This is a genomic window from Gordonia sp. C13, assembly GCF_023218005.1.
Classification (GTDB): domain Bacteria; phylum Actinomycetota; class Actinomycetes; order Mycobacteriales; family Mycobacteriaceae; genus Gordonia; species Gordonia namibiensis.
Map to the genome: position 1 here is coordinate 59,169 of NZ_JALPSY010000011.1, position 16,830 is coordinate 75,998.

The window sequence follows — 16,830 nt, forward strand, 5'->3', positions numbered from 1 at the left end:
CCGTCAGGACGACCACTCCGTGGGCCCCAGCAGCCAGGGTTCGCGGGGGAGGGCATCGGGGTCGAAACGGCTTGCGAGCGTGTGGAGATCGACGGTTTCGCCGGGGCCTGCGAAGCCCAGCGAGCGCGCGATGTGCGAGAGGACGGTGCCGGCCGGAACACCGCCTGCTGCGAGGTCGGCGAGGGTCACCGCACCGTCGCGCTTGGAGAGCCGGACGCCGTCGGTGTTGAGCACCATCGGCACATGGGCGTAGGTCGGCGGGGTCTCGCCGAGCAACGTGGCGAGGTAGGCCTGGCGGGGAGCCGACGACAGCAGGTCGTCGCCGCGCACGACCTGATCGACGCCCTGCGCGGCGTCGTCGACGACGACGGCCAGGTTGTAGGCGGGGGTGCCGTCGTTGCGCTGGATGACGAAGTCGTCGACCATCCCGGTGAAGGTCCCGTGGAGCAGGTCGGTCACGGTGAACTCGGTGGTATCGGCCCGGATGCGGATCGCGGGCGGTCGGCCGGCGGCGATCTTCTCGGCGCGCTCGGCGTCGGTGAGGTTCCGGCAGGTGCCGGGGTAGGCGCCCTGCGGTGCGTGGGGAGCCGACGGGGCCTCGAGGATCTCGCGTCGCGTACAGAAGCATTCGAAGGTCCGACCGCCCTCGCGGAGACGATCGATGATCTCGCGGTAGATGTCCCGTCGCCCGGTCTGGTAGACGACGGGGGTCTCCCAGTCCATCCCGAGTGAGGCGAGGTCGGCGAGTTGCCGGGCGTCGGCGCCGGCGACCGCGCGGTCGAGATCCTCCATGCGGATGAGGAACCGGCGCCCCGTCGTGCGGGCGAAGAGCCAGGCCAATATGGCGGTCCGCAGGTTGCCGACGTGGAGGTCGCCCGACGGGGACGGCGCATACCGGCCCGCTGCGTGCTGTGTCGACATCGCGTCGAGGTTACCGCGTCGTGTCGACGACCGACGATGAGAACCGGGCTCGACGGCGGTCTGTCCCAGCGCCAGACCCGACGGTCATCCCGGAGTTCCGGGCGGATCGTTGCCAGCGCCCGGAGAAGTGAGGAACAGTGAAGCCATGGATCTTCCCGTCATGCCGCCCGTAGCCCCGATGCTGGCCAAGGCGGTCACCGCTGTGCCACAGCAGCCCGACGGTGAGACGGCGTGGTCGTACGAACCGAAGTGGGATGGTTTCCGCGCGCTGATCTTCCGTGACGGGGACGAGGTGGTGATCGGTTCCCGAGGCGGGAAAGACCTGGCCAGGTACTTCCCGGAGATCGTGGCCGCGGCGAAGGCCGAGCTGCCGGACAAGGTCGTCCTCGACGGCGAGATCGGGGTGCCCGCACTCATCGGCAACACGCATCGGCTCGACTGGGATTCGCTGGCCCAGCGCATCCACCCCGCCGAGTCGAGGGTCAACATGCTCGCCGAGAAGACACCCGCGATCTTCATCGGCTTCGACGCACTCGCGCTGGAATCGACGTCGGTCAAGGACGAACCGTTCGAGGTCCGTCGAGAGGCGTTGCTGCGTGCGGTCGGACCCGGCGGCCGCGATCGGCGAATGCACGTCAGCCGGGTCACCGGCGACCCCTCGGTCGCCGAGGATTGGTTCTCCGCCTTCGAGGGCGCCGGCCTCGATGGCGTCGTCGCCAAGCGACTCGACGGCCTCTACGTGGAGAACAAGCGCGAGATGCTGAAGATCAAACACAAGCGGACCGCGGACTGCGTGATCTTCGGTTACCGAATCCACAAGTCCGGCAGGGGGATCGGCTCTATGCTGCTCGGGCTCTACGGCGACGACGGCGAGCTGCACATGGTCGGGGGAGCGGGTGCGTTCTCCGACGCCAAACGTGTTGAACTGCAAGAGATGTTCGAGCCGATGCGTCTCGACCCGGACAAGCCGTCGCCGGGTGAACCCACCCGCTGGCGGTCGGAGAAGTCGGGGGAGTGGATTCCTATTCGTCCCGAACTGGTCGCGGAGTTCGCCTACGACCAGATGGAGAACCAGCGTTTCCGCCACACCGTGAAGTTCCTCCGCTGGCGCCCCGACCGGGACCCGGAGAGCTGCGGTTACGACCAGCTAGAGGTTCCGCTCACCTACGACCTGCACGACGTCCTCGAAGGGGAATGACCATGGCATCACGTTCTCCCGCAGAAGAGCTCGACGTCGACGGGGTCGCCGTCCGTCTCAGCAACCCGGACAAGATCTACTTCCCCGAGCTCGGCGAGAACGGCGGCCGTAAGCGGGATCTCGTCGGTTACTACCGGACGCTCGCGCTCGGCGTCGACGACAGCGGTGACGGGCCGCTCATGCGCGCGACGCGCGACCGGCCGACGTTTCTGCAACGCTTCCCCGACGGTGTCGAGGGGGAGGAGATCTACCAGAAGCACATCGCGAAGAAGCGGCCCGAGCACGTGCAGTCCACGCCGATCGTGTTCCCGTCCAAACGAACCGGGGACGCCATCCGCCCGACGATGCCGGCCGATCTGGTGTGGGCGGCGAACCTGGGGACGGTCACGTTCCACACCTGGCCGACCCTGCACCCGGACAACGACCATCCCGACCAGCTCCGCATCGACCTCGACCCGCAACCCGGCACGACCTTCGACGACGTCCGGAACGTGGCGATCGACGGGCTGAAACCACTGCTCGACGAGCTCGGCTTCACCGGCTTCGTGAAGACCTCGGGTGGGCGCGGGATTCACGTCTACGTCCCCATCGAGCCGCTGTGGGATTTCATCGCCACGCGGCGCTGTGTCATCGCGATCGCCCGTGAACTGGAACGCCGCGACCCGGACCGGGTCACCACCTCGTGGTGGAAAGAGGAACGCGGGGAACGGATCTTCATCGACTACAACCAGAATGCCCGCGACCGCACGATGGCCTCGCCCTACTCCGTCCGCCGCAGCGCGATCGGCCGGGTCTCGACCCCGGTGACGTGGGACGAACTGGCCGATGTCGATCCCGACGACTGCACTATGGCCACCGTCCCGAAGTTGCTGGAGGATCGCGGTGATCCGTGGGCCGACATCGCCGATCACCGCCGCGGCATCGAGAACCTGCTCGAGATGGTCCAGGAGGACGACGCGAACGGGCTGGCGGACATGCCCTATCCGCCCAGCTACCCGAAGATGCCCGGCGAGCCGCCACGTGTGCAGCCGAGCAAGAAGGTCGCCGAGCACTGGGACGAGAAGGGTAGCCGGATCGGGGACTGACGCTCCCTGGGATCCGATCCGTATGACGTTGTGCCCGCTTTCCGAGTTCGACGTCATACGGAAGATTCGCGGGTCAGCCGCGCAGCGCCTCGGCGGCCCACTCGGCAAAGGTCTGCCAACCGACACCGGGGAACCGGCGGTGCAGTGCGGGGATGTCGACCTCGTAACCGCGATCGCCCAGGAAGCAGAACATGGCACTCATGTCGGGTGACGGGATACGTTCGGGATCATAGGATTCCGCGCTCACCCTGATCCCGAGGACGTCGCCGGCGATCTGTGCCATCTCCACCGGCGTCGGCTGGTCGGAGGCGAGGTCGATGCGTTCACCGGTATACGCGCCCGGATCCCGGAACAGCGTCGCGACGAACCTGCCGAGATCGCGGCGCGAGAGTTGTTGCAGCGGTTTGTCCGCGGGCATCGCGATCGGCATCACGCCGGCGGCGAGGGCGTCGGACCCGGCGAGCAGGTTGTCGTAGAAGTAGGCCGGTCCGACGATCGTGTGCGGGATGTCGGTGGCGGCGAGCATCCGTTCGACCTCGAACTTGGAGTCGAAGTGCGGGACGCCGGTGTCGCGGTCGGCGGAGGCGACCGACGAGAAGACAAGGTAGGGGAGTGCGGCCGCGGTTGCCGCCTCGATCAGCGCGGTGCCCTGGGCGACCTCGGCGCCGACGCCAGACTCGAACGGCGTCGTCAGCGCGAAGGCGCCCGCCGCCCCGGTGAACGCATCGGTGAGGCCTACGCCACTCACGAGGTCGCCGACGGTGAGTTCGACACCACGGTCGGCGAGCGCCGCAGCCTTCGACGACACGGCGTCGCGGACGACCGCGCGCACCGCGAAACCGGCGTCGAGCAGCGCGTCGAGGACGGCGCCGCCCTGTCCACCGGTTGCTCCGATCACGACGATGGGAGAGGAATCGGACATGACCCCGACCCTAGTGCCGACCGAGCGCCTGGCAAGCGGGTTTGGGTGTGGGAGCGCCCGGCGGCTATCATCTCGACGTTGGAGGATTCGCCTAGTGGCCTATGGCGCTCGCCTGGAACGCGGGTTGGGTTAACAGCCCTCAGGGGTTCGAATCCCCTATCCTCCGCCATCGAAGGTCCGTGGTGCACAACCCCGCAAGGGAGTCGCACCGCGGACCTTCGTCGTATCCCCGGGTGCCGAACACCCGCATCGCCTGCGCAGACCGGGGCCGCCGAGGGGTGGTGACCACCCGGTGTCACCCCTCTGTGAACCCTCGCTACACTGGACGACGGATCCCGCGCGGCGTGCATCCTGTGAACTCCCCCAGGGCCGGAAGGCAGCAAGGGTCAACGGGCTCTCTCGGGTGCGCGGGGTCCCCTATATCCCAGATTCATATTTCAGGTCTGCGGCGTCGGACACCCGCACCGGCGTCGTGCCGCGGAAGGTCCAGACGTTGAATTACCACTCGATGAGTGCCGACCAACTACGTGACACCCAGGCGGATCTGAAGAAGCGTTATGACGAGCTGGCCGCTCTGGGTCTGAAACTCGATCTCACCCGCGGCAAGCCCGCTCCCGAACAGCTCGATCTCTCCAACGCACTGCTGTCGCTCCCCGGCGACGAGTACCGCGACGGCAAGGGCACCGACACCCGCAACTACGGCGGGCTCAACGGCCTGCCCGAGCTGCGTGAGATCTTCGGCGAGCTGCTCGCCGTCGATCCGGCGAACCTGATCGCGTTCGGGAACTCGAGCCTCGAGCTCATGCACGACCTCACCGTCTTCGGCCTGCTGCACGGCACCGCCGACTCCGACGAGCCGTGGGGCCGTCAGAAGATCAAGTTCCTGTGCCCGGCCCCCGGATACGACCGTCACTTCGCGATCACCGAGAGCTTCGGCATCGAGATGATCCCGGTCCCGATGCTTCCCGACGGCCCCGACGTGCGCCTCTGCGCCGAGCTCGTCGCCAACGACCCGAGCATCAAGGGTCTGTGGGCGGTACCCACCTACTCCAACCCGACCGGCGTCACCTTCTCCGAAGAGGTCACCCGCGGTCTGCTCGAGATGCCCGCGGCACCCGACTTCCGCATCTACTGGGACAACGCCTACGCGGTGCACACCCTCGTGGAGGCCCCGCCGACGCCGTTGCGCGTCCTCGAGATGGCCGCCGAAGCCGGTCATCCCAACCGCGTGTACGTCCTCGGCTCGACGTCGAAGATCACCTTCGCCGGCGGCGGCGTGTCGTTCTTCGGGTCGTCGGACGAGAACCTCGCGTGGTTCAGCAAGTACCTCGGCTTCAAGACCATCGGCCCGGACAAGGTCAACCAGCTGCGTCACCTCAAGTTCTTCGGCGACGCCGACGGCGTGCGCGCCCACATGGCCCGCCACCGCGAGATCCTGGCGCCGAAGTTCAAGCTGGTCCTCGACATCCTCGAAGATCGCCTGGCCGAGTCGAAGGTCGCCTCGTGGTCGGAACCCGAGGGCGGCTATTTCATCAGCCTCGACGTCGTCGACGGCGCCGCCCGACGCACCATCGAACTGGCCAAGCAAGCAGGCATCGCGCTGACCGGCGCCGGTTCGGCGTTCCCGTACAAGACCGATCCGCACGACCGGAACATCCGCCTCGCGCCGACCTTCCCGAACACCGACGACCTGCGGGCCGCGATGGACGGGGTCGCGACGTGTGTGCTCCTCGCCTCGGCCGAGACCCTGCTGGCGGAGCGCAGCTGAGCCACTCGTCTCGCCGACACGCCGCTATCAAACGCCGAATAGGCGTTAGATAGCTCTCATTCGGCGGCGAGTGAGCCGGTATGCACCGACTCTTATGCCACTCTTGTAAATCGTGAATCTGCCCAGGCCGGTTCTTCTCGCATCCGGTTTCGCCATCGTGGGGGTCATCGCACTCGCCCTCCAGGACGTTGTCGTGCCCTGGGGAGCCCAGTTCTGGGGTCTGCTGAACAACCAGATCGATCTCGCCGTGTATCGGCAGGGTGCTCAGGCGGTCACCGAGGGCGCCAGCCTGTACGACGTCAAGATGATCGGCGACCTCGACTACACGTATTCGCCGTTCTCGGCGCTGCTGTTCACCCCGCTCGCGTGGATCTCGTTCGACGTGGCGCGATGGTTGTGGACCGCGGGCATCGTGGTCGCCCTCTATCTCGTGGTCATGCTGAGCTTCCGCAGCCTGGGCCGGTCGGTGAGCTGGCCGCTGCGGGTGATCGCGATGTCGCTCGTCGCGGTGGCGATGCTGCTCGAGCCCGTGCGCACCACCATCTGGTACGGCCAGATCAACGTCTTCCTGATGCTGCTCATCCTGGCCGACCTCACCCGTCCCGACACCAGCAGGACCAAGGGTGTGGGTGCCGGCATCGCCGCCGGGATCAAGCTGACGCCGCTGATCTTCGCCGGTTACTACGCGGTGCAACGCAACTGGCGTGCGTTCTTCGGTGTCATCGGCGGCTTCGTCATGACGGTGGCGATCGGGTTCGTCGTCCTCCCGCGTGACTCGTGGGCCTACTGGACCGGCAAGCTGTTCCAGTCCGAACGCGTCGGCTCGGCGCAGCTGCGCGGTAATCAGTCGATCCGCGGGATGCTCGCCAACCATCTCGACACCGACCACCCGTCGACCCTCCTCTGGGGAGCCCTGGCGCTCACCGCCCTCGTCGCGGGATTCGCGATCGCCACCTACGCCCACCGCAGGGGCCAGGAGTTGCTCGCGATCAGCATCGTCGGCATGACCGCATGCGTGGTGTCGCCGATGTCGTGGGGCCACCACTGGGTCTGGTTCACCCCGATCGTGGTGATCGGGGTTCACCTGGCCCTAGACCTGAGACGAAGCCAGGTCGAGCGTGGCCTGGCGGCGGTGGGGGCCGTGGCGCTCGTCCTGCTCGCGTTCGCGTGGCCGACGCACGTCCCGGCGCTCGTGCCCGACGGTTATTACACCGGGCTCTACGTGAAGACGCGGGTCACCTGGCTCAACTGGTTCACCGTCAGTCCCTATCTGTTCGCGTATGTCGGAATCCTGATCGCGACGGTCGTCGCACTTCGGGTCTTCGGCTCCCGTTCGGCCACCACGGCCGACCCGGCTGCCGCCATCGCCCCGGGGGTCGCGGCGGCGGTCATCGCCGACGGCGGATTGCCCACCGAACCGTCGGAGGGTGGGAGTCCGCGGGTCGTCGAACCGTCGGTCCGGGCCGACGACGAGCTGTTGAACCTGTCCGACGACATGGCCGATGACCTGGTCGGAACCGCCGGCGAGTCGATGGGTGAAGCACCCGAGACCGGGGCGTCGCCCGCAGTGTGAGGCAGGCGCATCCGATGTCACGGGTCGCCGGTACTCTCGACGCGTGGCTCTGTATCGCACCTATCGCCCGGCTACCTTCGCCGACGTCGTGGGGCAGGAGCACGTCACCGATCCGTTGAGCCGTGCCCTCGACTCGGGGCGCATCAATCACGCGTACCTCTTCTCCGGTCCGCGCGGGTGTGGCAAGACGTCGTCGGCGCGAATCCTGGCGCGGTCGCTGAACTGTGTCGAGGGCCCCACCTCGCGTCCCTGTGGCACCTGCACGTCGTGCGTGGCTCTCGCCCCCGGCGGTCCCGGCAACCTCGACGTCATCGAACTCGACGCGGCCAGCCACGGCGGCGTCGACGACACCCGCGAGCTGCGCGACCGCGCGTTCTATGCGCCGGCCGAGTCGCGCTACCGCGTGTTCATCGTCGACGAGGCGCACATGGTGACCAACGCCGGCTTCAACGCGCTGCTCAAGATCGTCGAGGAGCCGCCGGAGCACCTCATCTTCGTGTTCGCGACGACCGAACCCGAGAAGGTGCTGCCGACGATCCGTTCGCGTACGCACCACTACCCGTTCCGTCTTCTCGCCCCGCCGGTCATGCGCGGGCTGTTGGAGAAGATCTGCGAGCGGGAGGGCGTCACCGTCGCGCCCGAGGTCTATCCGCTGGTCATCCGTGCCGGCGGTGGTTCGCCGCGTGACTCGCTGTCGATCCTCGATCAGCTCCTCGCCGGCGCCGACGACCAGGGCGTCGCCTACGAGCGCGCCCTCGCACTGCTCGGCGTCACCGACGTCGCACTCATCGACACCGCCGTCGAGGCGCTGGCGTCGGCCGACGGCGCAGCGCTGTTCGGCGCCGTGGAGAAGGTCGTCGACGCGGGTCACGACCCTCGACGCTTCGCGGTCGACCTCCTCGAACGGCTCCGCGACCTGATCCTGCTGCAGGCCGTCCCCGATGCCGCCGACCGCGGCCTGGTCGAGGCGCCGGGTGACCAGCTCGCACGCATGCGGGGCCAGATCGAGACGCTCGGTCCCGCGTCGCTGACACGCTTCGCCGAGATCGTGCATGACGCCCTCGGCGAGATGCGCGGAACCACGTCGCCGCGACTCCTCCTCGAGGTGATGTGCGCGCGCATGCTGCTGCCCGGAGTGTCGAACGACGACGCGGCCCTGTTGCAGCGGCTCGAGCGTCTGGAGTCGGGGATCGGCACCACATCGATCCCGGTGCCCGCGAAACCTGCTGAGCCCGAACCGGAACCGAAGTTCGTGCGTCCGTCGCAGCGCAAGGCGATGGAGGAGGCGAAGGCCGCCGAGGAGGCACGGCGCGCTGCGGCCGAGGCCGCCGAGGCCGACACCCCGGTCGCACCGACTGTATCCGCCCCGGCCGCTGCTCTGCCCCCGATGCCGACCGCACCTGAACCCACCGCACCCGAACCGCCTGCGCCGGTGGCGAAGCCCGTGCCGGCCGAACCCGCCGCCACACCTGCGGTTCCTGAGCCCGAACCGGCCTCGCCCGCCGCTGAGCCGGTTGCTGCCGCACCGCAGGCCGACGCAGCCGCAGCCGTCGAGACCGACGACGCGGACATGCTCGAGGAGCTGATCGTCGAGCAGCCCGCACCCGACGCCATCGCCGATCCGGACGCCCTGCCCGATGCTGACGCGCTTCCGGAACCCGAGGGGCTCGATCTCGGGGATCTCGACACCGGGACGACCGACACCGAGACTCCCGAAGTCGACGCTGCTGCACCGACTCTCGACGTCCCTTGGGACGAACCCGAAGCGGAGCCCGCCACGCCGGCGCAGCCGGTTGCCGAACCCGTGCGCCCGGCGGTGCGGAACGCCGGAACCCCCACGGCGCCGGAACCGCCTTCGCGTGCGCCGGTGGCCGAACCGGCTCCGAAGCCGACCCGGGAACCTGTGGCCGAGCCGGCTCCGTCGGCCTACTCCGACGACATCCCGTTGCCGGATGAGCCGGTCGACGAGTACTCGGTTCCGCCGCCCGATGCGATGCCGGCCCGGGCGAAGCGCCCCGCACCGGAGCCCGAGCCGGAACCGGAACCAGAACCGGCTGCCTCGGGCGGGCTCGACGCCGACGCGATCCGCAAGCGCTACCCGGAGATCCGGGCCGCGGTGCGGGAGCGCTCCAAGAGTCTCGAGCCGATGCTGTCGGCGGCGGTCATCGCCGGCCTCGAGGGCACCACGGTGGTGCTCGGACACCCGGTCGAGGTGCTCGTCGGACGACTCTCGGCGCCGCACGCGGTCACGATCATCCGCGAGGCTCTCGCGGAGGTCTTCGGCACACCGCTGGACGTGCGGACGGTGCACCAGGCCCCGGGCACGGCGGTCGCGCCGTCGGCGGCCGCCGGCGCACAGTCAGCGAAACAGCAGGCCAAGCCCCGGCAGTCGTATGCACGCCCCAGTCGGTCCCGTGACCAGTCGGCGGCCGCGCCGCCGCCGCCCGAGCCGGTGGCCGAGCCGGAGGAGCCCGAACCGCCTCGTGCGGACGAGGACATCCCCGACGAGGAGCGAGCCGAGATGGTCGCCGACGCGCGTACCGGGGCGCCCGAGCAGCGCCTCGACCCAGATCAGGTCGCGCTCGAACTCCTCAAGTCCGAGCTCGGGGCACGGCCGATCGAGTGACCGTCGGGACGAAGGGCTGGTAGAACGCAGAGATGCAGATCCGATCGGTCCTACGCCTGGCCGCGGCGCCGGCAGCGGTGGTGGCGGCGCTGACGCTGTCGATGGCGGGTGCCGAGGCGGCTCCCGCCGACCAGCAGGCCCGCGCGGTCGGACTCGTCGACGTGAAGACCGTCGTCGCGGACGCGGTGCTGGATCTGCGCTATGCGACGACCCACAACTTCGTCGGTGAGCGGTTGTACCCGCCGAATGCGCGCTGTCTCGTGCACGAGTCGATGGCTTCGGGTCTGAGGATCGCGGCCCAGAAACTCCGGGCCCGCGGTGAGACGCTGGTGTTCTGGGATTGTTACCGACCGCATTCGGTGCAGCAGAGGATGTTCCAGAAGGTTCCCGACCCGGCGTGGGTCGCCGCCCCCGGACCGTACTCGACCAGCCACGAAACCGGACGTTCGGTCGACGTGACCCTGGCCGTCCGTGCCCCGGCCTGTCCTGCCCCGCGCAAGGTCGGCAATCTCTGTCGCGTCGACATGGGCACGGACTTCGACTCGTTCACCCCACGCGCGACCGCGTATGCGACGCAGGGGGTCTCGACGTCGGCGCAGGCGGCGCGGGCCCGATTGCGCCAGGCGATGGCCGCCGGGGGATTGACCGTCTACGCCGGTGAGTGGTGGCATTTCGACGGCCCGGGCGCGGACGTGCGCCGGCCGATCGTGGACGTCCCTCTGGTCTGAGACGTCCCGGCGTGAACGATCCGGGGGCCTGAACGACGAGACCCCGCCGGGCATCCGACGGGGTCTCGTTGGTCGAGCGGCAGGCTCAGGCGTTCCACCAGGGCCGCAGCGGGACCTGATGGCCGCCATGGTCGTCGAGCTTGGTGGCCAGCACGTGATGGAGCTGGATGATGTTGCGGTCGAAGCCGATCCGGCAGCCCGCCATGTAGAGGCCCCACAGGCGAGCGGTGCCCTCGCCGACCTCGGCGACGGCCTCGTCCCAGTGATCGACGAGGTTGATGTTCCAGTCGCGCAGCGTCATCGCGTAGTGCTCGCGGAAGTTCTCCTCGTGGATCACCTCCATGCCGCCGATGTCCTGGAGTTTGGAGATGATCTTGCCCGAACCGGTGAGCTCGCCGTCGGGGAACACGTAGCGGTCGATGAACGTGCCGGCCTTGCTGCGGCTCGCGTTGTCGGGTCGGGTGATGCAGTGGTTCAGCAGCATCCCGCCCGGACGCAGTTTGTCGCGCATGAAGCCGAAGTAGGCGGGGTAGTTGCCGACACCGATGTGTTCGGTCAGGCCGATCGACGACACCGCATCGAAACCGGATTCAGTGATGTCGCGGTAGTCGCTGTGACGCACCTCGGCGAACTCGGAGAGCCCTTCGTCGACGATGGCCTTCTGCGCCCACTCGGCCTGCTCGGCCGACAGCGTCGCACCGATGGCGTGCACACCGCGCTTGGCGGCGTAGCGGACCATTCCACCCCAACCGCAACCGATGTCGAGGAGTCGGTCGCCGGGCTTGAGGCGCAGCTTCTCGAAGATGAGGCGGTACTTGTTGTCCTGGGCGGTCTCGAGCGACGCGTCGCGGTCGGGGTAGACCGCACACGTGTAGGTCATCGACGGACCGAGGACCCACTCGTAGAAGGTGTTCGAGACGTCGTAGTGGTAGTGGATGACCTCGGCGTCACGAGACTTGCTGTGGCGCAACCCTTCCGCGAAACGACGCCAGCGCGGCACGGCCTCCTGCGGCGGCGGGGCGATCGGCTTGAAGTGTTCGATGCCGAGCGAGCGCGCGATCTGGGCCAGGGCCAGCGGCGACGGACGATGGAAGTCCAGATCGCTGGCGAGCGCCTTCAGTGCGGGGTACGGGTCGCCGGGGTGCGCGCCGACGAGTTCGAGGTCGCCGGCGATGTAGGCGCGGGCCAGGCCGAGATCGCCGGGCGCCGTGACGAGGTAGGTGGTGCCGCGCGGGGTCTTCAGGTTGAGGCCGTACTGGGCGTCGGCCGGGCCTGCGCTGCTGCCGTCGTACGCCGAGATCCGGATGGACAGGTTGCCGCCCAGGAGGGTCTCGAAGATCTCCGACAGGGACATCTTCCCGGTCTGGGATTCCGCACCGGTCGGTGCGTCTTTGAATGTCGTCATTGGCGTTTCACCGCTTTCGCATAGAGGTCCAGAAGGCGGCCGCGGGGGTCGTACCGCTTCTTCAGGAGCCGATAACTCTCTCCGCCGTAGAGTTCGTCGAACTCTTCCGGCTCGTAGAAACTTTCCGAGTACAGCGACTTGTGGCCGTCGAGTTCGGCGACCTTGCGTTCGATGATCTTGTTGGTGTGCCCGGGATCGCCCGGGGTGACCGGCACGGCCGACCAGAAGCCGACGTTGACGTAGGTGCGCTGCGGTTCGAGCGGATAGAGCGGCCACGGGCGCGCCGGATCCGAAGCCGGCAGGGCCGGTTCGCGAAGGCGTAGCGGGCACAACCAGATCGGTTCGATCGGGATGTTGTCCAGAAACCATTCGACGTAGTCAGTGGTGCGCTCGATCGGCACCTCGATGTCCTGGACGACCCGCTCACCCGGAGGGAGGCCCTTGCGCGCGTTGAGGCGATCGCCGATGTCCCAGCGCTGGTCGAGTCCGATCAGCTTCCAGTAGAAGCTGCTGCGCAGGTAGCGCTTCGGCCACCAGCGGCGGATCTTCGGGTTCTGGGCCCCGAAAGCACGTGAGCACCAGAACCAGTCGGTGTCCCAGCGCCAGAGGTAGTCGTGGATCGTCAGACGGTCGGTGGTCTTGTTCTGGATCGACCGGTAGAAGATGTCCATCCCGGTGTAATCGCTGACCGGGCCCTCCTCGTCGGTCTGGCGTCCGAGCGTGAGGTAGGACTCTTTGGCGGAGAACACGACTCCGTCGAGATAATCGACCTGTTCGCCGTCGTAGGTCTTCTCGGTGACGATGGTCTCCATCGTCGCCTGCAGCTCGGCGATCGAGGTGAACCGCACGTGACGCAGCGCCACGTAGGGCTTCACCGGCTCCAGCTCGATGCGCAGGCGGACCGAATAACCCAGCGTCCCATAAGAGTTGGGGAATCCGAAGAACAGGTCGGCGTGTTCGTTGGTGGGCGTCGCGGTGATGATCTCCCCGTCGCCGGTGAGGATGTCGATCTCCGACACCGACTCGTGCGGCAGCCCGGAACGGAACGACGTGCTCTCGATGCCGAGGCCGGTCACCGCGCCGCCGAGGGTGATCGTCTTGAGTTGCGGGACCACCAGGGGCGCCAGACCATAGGGCAGGGTCGCCGCGACCAGGTTCTCGTAGGTGCACATCCCGGCGACGTCGGCGGTGCGGGCGTCGGGATCGACCGAGATCACCCGGTCGAGTCCGGAGACGTCGAGTCCGGGATGTGGATTGGCTGCGCGCTTGCGGAAGAGGTTCGACGTCTTCTTCGCAAGGCGCACGGTCGCGTTCGGAGGGATGGCACGATAGCTGGCCAGTAGGGTGGACACCCCCTGGTCAAATGCCTGTCCCCCCATCTCCAAGCCAGAGCTCACCCGGTTAGCCTAGGACTTGATCAGTTCGCCCGCCAATCGTTTCGTCCCGAGGAGTGTTCCATCGTGGGTCAGGTTTCCGCATCGCAGTCGATCGACATCACCGCCGCCCCGGACACCGTCATCGGAGCCCTCGCCGACTACAACGACGTGCGCCCGGCGATCCTCCCGGCCCACTACCGCGACTACAAGGTCATCAGTGGCGGTAACGGCGATGGCACGGTCGTGCACTGGATCCTGCAGGCCTCCGAGAAGCGGCAGCGCGACGTCCAGGCGACCGTCAGCGTGACCCCGGACACCGTGACCGAGCGCGACGCCAACTCCACCATGGTGACCACCTACACGGTCGCCCCGTCGGCCGGCGGTTCGCGCGTCACGACCACCACCAGCTGGAAGGGCGCCGGCGGCATCGGCGGCTTCTTCGAGAAGACCTTCGCGCCCAAGGCGATCAACCGCATCCAGGCCGAGGTGCTCGGCAATCTCAAGAAGCGCCTCGAGAACTGACGTCACGGAGGAGGGGCCGGGCCCGGCCCTCGCCGCTCCCGATCCGGGACGGCGTCGACTCGACGCGGGTGGTCTTGCGGGCGGGGCCGGAATCCACCGTCGCCGAGGCACTGCTGGCGTCGCCGAGCCTTGCGGGTCTCGGGATCGAGGAATTGCACGCCCGTGCCGTGGCCGGCGAGATCGTCGATGCCGACGGTCGGCCCGTCGACCTCGACGCGCCGTCGCGATTGAACGTCTCGCTCTACCTGTACCGCGACCTGCCCGACGAGGTCCCGATCCCGTTCGACGTGCCGGTGCTCTACCGCGACGAGAACATCGTCGTCGTGGACAAACCGCACTTCCTGTCCACCATGCCGCGGGGTCGGCACGTGACGCAGACCGCGCTGGTCCGGCTACGCCGCGAACTGGGCAGCGACACGATCTCGCCGGCCCACCGCCTCGACCGGCTCACCGCCGGTGTACTGCTCTTCACGCTGCGTCCCGAGGTCCGGGCGGCGTACCAGGACCTCTTCGCCTTCCGGTCGGCACGCAAGGAGTACCGCGCGCTGGCGCCGGTCGACGAGCGACTCGCCGAGACCGTCACCGTGCGCGACCGGATCGAGAAAACCGCCGGTGACCTGCGGGCTCGCGTCGTCGATGGCCCGGTCAATGCCATCAGCGACATCACCCTCGTCGAACAGACCGAACGCGGCGGCGTCTACCGGCTGGTGCCGCACACCGGACGCACCCATCAGCTGCGGTTGCACATGTCGTCGCTCGGTGTGCCGATCGCGGACGACCCGCTGTATCCCGAGGTCCGGCCCGAACTCGCGGAGCGCCCGGACCACGGAGACTTCTCGGCGCCGCTACGGCTCGTCGCTCATGCCCTGGAGTTCACGGACCCGCTCGACGGGACGGAGCGTCGGTTCGAGAGCCGTCGCTCGGTGGCGTTCTGAAAACCGCCCCCGAAATCCACCCCTGACTTCGACCCTCCAGCGAACCGGCGCCGACATATCGTCCGCGGTGGACTCCTGGAGGGTCGATGTCAGGGGCGTTTCTCAGCGGCGGACCTCGATACGGCCCTCGGCTCGCGCCTCGGACCTACTCGGCCGGCGGGGTGATGGTCCCTCGGCTTGCGGCCTCGGACCTACTCGGCCGGCGGGGTGATGGTCCCTCGGCTTGCGTCTCGGACCTACTCGGCCGGCGGGGTGACGGGCTCTCGGGCTAGCGGAAACGCTGGTTGAGTAGCCGAGGAGCGCAGCGACGAGGCGTATCGAAACCACTACCCTGGCGACCGTGACCATCCGCGCGTCGTACGAACGACACCCCGACCTGGGCTGCGAGGCCGTCGTGTTCATCGACGACGAGTCGCTGGCGTGTTTCCAGATCCAGCGGGACCTCACCGGCGGCCCGCGCGCCGACGAACACTGCGTCACCACCGGGGCGAGTGCGCCCGTCTACGGCGGGATCGTCGAGTGGCGTCGCGTCGGCGACCGTTTCGAGTTCTCGCTCACACGACGGGCCGGTCATCTGTTCGGGGACGAGGTGCTGTCCTTCGAGATCAGCCCGGTCGACGAGGTGAGCGTCGACGACATCGCCGCGCATGTCGATCGATTGCTGCGCTGACCCGGGGGCTACCCTGGACGGCGTGACGCAACCATTCGATCCCAGCGCATTGTTCGGCGGCGGCCAGGGCGGCGAGAACCCGATGGCGGGTCTGCTGGCACAGGCGCAGCAGATGCAGGAGAAGCTCCTGTCCGCACAGAACGAGATCGCGGCGGCGGAGATCGTCGGGAGCGCGGGCAACGGCCTGGTCACCGTGACCGGCAACGGCACCGGCGAGGTGACCGCGGTGTCCATCGACCCCAAGGTCGTCGACCCCGAGGACGTCGAGACCCTGCAGGATCTGCTGCTCGGCGCGCTCTCCGACCTGTCGCAGAAGCGCGAGCAGCTCACGAGCGAGAAGATGGGCCCGCTGGCCGGAGGCCTCGGCGGCGGCATCCCCGGGCTCGGCGGCTGATCGCGCCCGCCGCGCGATCCTTCCCACCACACCAGAGAACCCGGGCACGCGATGTATGAAGGACCGATCCAGGATCTGATCGACGAACTGGCCAAGCAGCCGGGGCTCGGTCCGAAGGGTGCGCAGCGGATTGCATTCCACCTGCTCGCCGGGGAGAAGTCCGACATCGACCGACTGGTCGCGGCGCTCGGACGCGTCCGCGACGACGTCGTGTTCTGCGCCGAATGCGGCAACGTGTCGGCGAATCGGCTCTGCCGCATCTGCTCCGACTCACGACGCGACGCCACCAAGATCTGCGTCGTCGAAGAACCCAAGGACGTGCACGCGATCGAGCGGACCAAGGAGTTCACCGGCCGCTATCACGTGCTCGGCGGGGCCCTCGATCCGTTGTCGGGGATCGGGCCCGACCAGCTCCGCATCCGTGAGCTGCTGCGTCGGCTCGCCAATCAGGAGGACGGGGTCGACGTCGGCGAGGTGATCGTCGCGACCGACCCCAACACCGAGGGCGAGGCCACCGCCACCTACCTGCAGCGCATGCTCAAAGACTTCCCCGGGCTGTCGGTGACGCGCCTGGCGTCGGGTCTGCCGATGGGCGGCGACCTCGAGTTCGCCGACGAACTGACCCTCGGCCGGGCGCTGTCCGGCCGTCGAATCCTGGCCTGAAGGCCAAACGCAGACGGTTCTCGCGTGCCCGGCTAGGGTCGGGG

At 68.2% G+C, this 16,830-nt stretch carries 15 protein-coding genes, 1 tRNA gene and 1 other RNA gene; 13 read left to right on the forward strand and 4 right to left on the reverse strand.

What is annotated here, in order from left to right; genetic code table 11:
- Positions 1-3: 3 nt before the first annotated feature.
- Complete coding sequence (gene gluQRS, locus M1L58_RS11230; protein WP_248658959.1) at positions 4-921, reverse strand: tRNA glutamyl-Q(34) synthetase GluQRS; 918 nt, start codon at positions 919-921, stop codon at positions 4-6.
- Positions 922-1,066: 145 nt separating this feature from the next.
- On the opposite strand from gluQRS, the gene M1L58_RS11235 reads away from it, so the two are divergent.
- Together M1L58_RS11235 and M1L58_RS11240 are read left to right on the forward strand one after the other, a co-directional pair.
- Positions 1,067-2,119 carry an ATP-dependent DNA ligase gene (locus tag M1L58_RS11235; protein ID WP_248658960.1) on the forward strand — a complete coding sequence of 351 codons (1,053 nt, stop codon included), beginning with the start codon at positions 1,067-1,069 and terminating at the stop codon, positions 2,117-2,119.
- Positions 2,120-2,121: 2 nt separating this feature from the next.
- Positions 2,122-3,204: a DNA polymerase domain-containing protein gene (locus tag M1L58_RS11240; protein WP_248658961.1), complete on the forward strand. Its 1,083-nt coding sequence runs from the start codon at positions 2,122-2,124 to the stop codon at positions 3,202-3,204.
- Between the two features lie 73 nt (positions 3,205-3,277).
- On the opposite strand, the gene M1L58_RS11245 is transcribed toward M1L58_RS11240, so the two are convergent.
- On the reverse strand, positions 3,278-4,126 hold the full coding sequence (locus M1L58_RS11245) for an NmrA family NAD(P)-binding protein (RefSeq protein ID WP_248658962.1): 849 nt from the start codon (positions 4,124-4,126) through the stop codon (positions 3,278-3,280).
- A gap of 80 nt (positions 4,127-4,206) precedes the next feature.
- Here M1L58_RS11245 and M1L58_RS11250 point away from each other — a divergent pair.
- The 6 genes from M1L58_RS11250 to M1L58_RS11275 all read left to right on the forward strand — a co-directional run bounded on the left by M1L58_RS11250 (position 4,207) and on the right by M1L58_RS11275 (position 10,821).
- Positions 4,207-4,295: transfer RNA gene (locus M1L58_RS11250), tRNA-Ser, on the forward strand.
- A gap of 158 nt (positions 4,296-4,453) precedes the next feature.
- Positions 4,454-4,548, forward strand: an RNA gene (gene ffs / locus M1L58_RS11255) — signal recognition particle sRNA small type.
- A 71-nt stretch (positions 4,549-4,619) separates the two neighbouring features.
- The gene (locus M1L58_RS11260; RefSeq protein WP_006866533.1) at positions 4,620-5,894 is read left to right on the forward strand and encodes an aminotransferase class I/II-fold pyridoxal phosphate-dependent enzyme; all 1,275 of its coding nucleotides are present in this window, start codon (positions 4,620-4,622) and stop codon (positions 5,892-5,894) included.
- Between the two features lie 112 nt (positions 5,895-6,006).
- Positions 6,007-7,467 carry a glycosyltransferase 87 family protein gene (locus tag M1L58_RS11265; RefSeq protein ID WP_248658963.1) on the forward strand — a complete coding sequence of 487 codons (1,461 nt, stop codon included), beginning with the start codon at positions 6,007-6,009 and terminating at the stop codon, positions 7,465-7,467.
- A gap of 43 nt (positions 7,468-7,510) precedes the next feature.
- The gene (locus tag M1L58_RS11270) at positions 7,511-10,093 is read left to right on the forward strand and encodes a DNA polymerase III subunit gamma and tau (RefSeq protein WP_248658964.1); all 2,583 of its coding nucleotides are present in this window, start codon (positions 7,511-7,513) and stop codon (positions 10,091-10,093) included.
- A gap of 32 nt (positions 10,094-10,125) precedes the next feature.
- Positions 10,126-10,821, forward strand: a complete 696-nt coding sequence (locus M1L58_RS11275; protein WP_248658965.1) for a M15 family metallopeptidase — start codon at positions 10,126-10,128, stop codon at positions 10,819-10,821.
- Positions 10,822-10,906: 85 nt separating this feature from the next.
- Here the strand turns inward: M1L58_RS11275 and M1L58_RS11280 are convergent, their stop codons facing one another.
- The gene (locus M1L58_RS11280; RefSeq protein WP_006866537.1) at positions 10,907-12,226 is read right to left on the reverse strand and encodes a class I SAM-dependent methyltransferase; all 1,320 of its coding nucleotides are present in this window, start codon (positions 12,224-12,226) and stop codon (positions 10,907-10,909) included.
- Positions 12,223-13,605, reverse strand: coding sequence for an FAD-binding oxidoreductase (locus M1L58_RS11285; RefSeq protein WP_248659005.1), 1,383 nt, complete (start codon positions 13,603-13,605; stop codon positions 12,223-12,225). The genes M1L58_RS11280 and M1L58_RS11285 overlap by 4 nt, the downstream gene beginning before the upstream one ends.
- An 81-nt stretch (positions 13,606-13,686) precedes the next feature.
- Between M1L58_RS11285 and M1L58_RS11290 the strand changes: the two genes are divergently transcribed.
- The 5 genes from M1L58_RS11290 (at position 13,687) to recR (ending at position 16,786) form a co-directional block, all read left to right on the forward strand.
- A complete protein-coding gene (locus tag M1L58_RS11290; RefSeq protein WP_006866539.1) occupies positions 13,687-14,124 on the forward strand; it encodes an SRPBCC family protein in 438 nt (145 codons plus the stop codon).
- A gap of 68 nt (positions 14,125-14,192) precedes the next feature.
- The gene (locus tag M1L58_RS11295; protein WP_248658966.1) at positions 14,193-15,059 is read left to right on the forward strand and encodes a pseudouridine synthase; all 867 of its coding nucleotides are present in this window, start codon (positions 14,193-14,195) and stop codon (positions 15,057-15,059) included.
- Between the two features lie 340 nt (positions 15,060-15,399).
- Positions 15,400-15,729: a hypothetical protein gene (locus M1L58_RS11300; protein WP_006866541.1), complete on the forward strand. Its 330-nt coding sequence runs from the start codon at positions 15,400-15,402 to the stop codon at positions 15,727-15,729.
- Positions 15,707-16,123, forward strand: coding sequence for a YbaB/EbfC family nucleoid-associated protein (locus M1L58_RS11305; protein ID WP_006866542.1), 417 nt, complete (start codon positions 15,707-15,709; stop codon positions 16,121-16,123). The genes M1L58_RS11300 and M1L58_RS11305 overlap by 23 nt, the downstream gene beginning before the upstream one ends.
- A gap of 51 nt (positions 16,124-16,174) precedes the next feature.
- On the forward strand, positions 16,175-16,786 hold the full coding sequence (recR, locus tag M1L58_RS11310) for a recombination mediator RecR (RefSeq protein WP_248658967.1): 612 nt from the start codon (positions 16,175-16,177) through the stop codon (positions 16,784-16,786).
- Positions 16,787-16,830 lie beyond the last annotated feature (44 nt).

Excerpts from the sequence above, each read along its gene's own strand:
- M1L58_RS11275 (WP_248658965.1), top strand. The coding sequence starts at position 10,126 with ATGCAGATCCGATCGGTCCTACGCCTGGCCGCGGCGCCGGCAGCGGTG.
- recR (WP_248658967.1), top strand. The coding sequence starts at position 16,175 with ATGTATGAAGGACCGATCCAGGATCTGATCGACGAACTGGCCAAGCAG.
- M1L58_RS11240 (WP_248658961.1), top strand. The coding sequence starts at position 2,122 with ATGGCATCACGTTCTCCCGCAGAAGAGCTCGACGTCGACGGGGTCGCC.
- M1L58_RS11280 (WP_006866537.1), bottom strand. The coding sequence starts at position 12,226 with ATGACGACATTCAAAGACGCACCGACCGGTGCGGAATCCCAGACCGGG.
- gluQRS (WP_248658959.1), bottom strand. The coding sequence starts at position 921 with ATGTCGACACAGCACGCAGCGGGCCGGTATGCGCCGTCCCCGTCGGGC.
- M1L58_RS11305 (WP_006866542.1), top strand. The coding sequence starts at position 15,707 with ATGTCGATCGATTGCTGCGCTGACCCGGGGGCTACCCTGGACGGCGTG.
- M1L58_RS11285 (WP_248659005.1), bottom strand. The coding sequence starts at position 13,605 with ATGGGGGGACAGGCATTTGACCAGGGGGTGTCCACCCTACTGGCCAGC.
- M1L58_RS11245 (WP_248658962.1), bottom strand. The coding sequence starts at position 4,126 with ATGTCCGATTCCTCTCCCATCGTCGTGATCGGAGCAACCGGTGGACAG.
- M1L58_RS11235 (WP_248658960.1), top strand. The coding sequence starts at position 1,067 with ATGGATCTTCCCGTCATGCCGCCCGTAGCCCCGATGCTGGCCAAGGCG.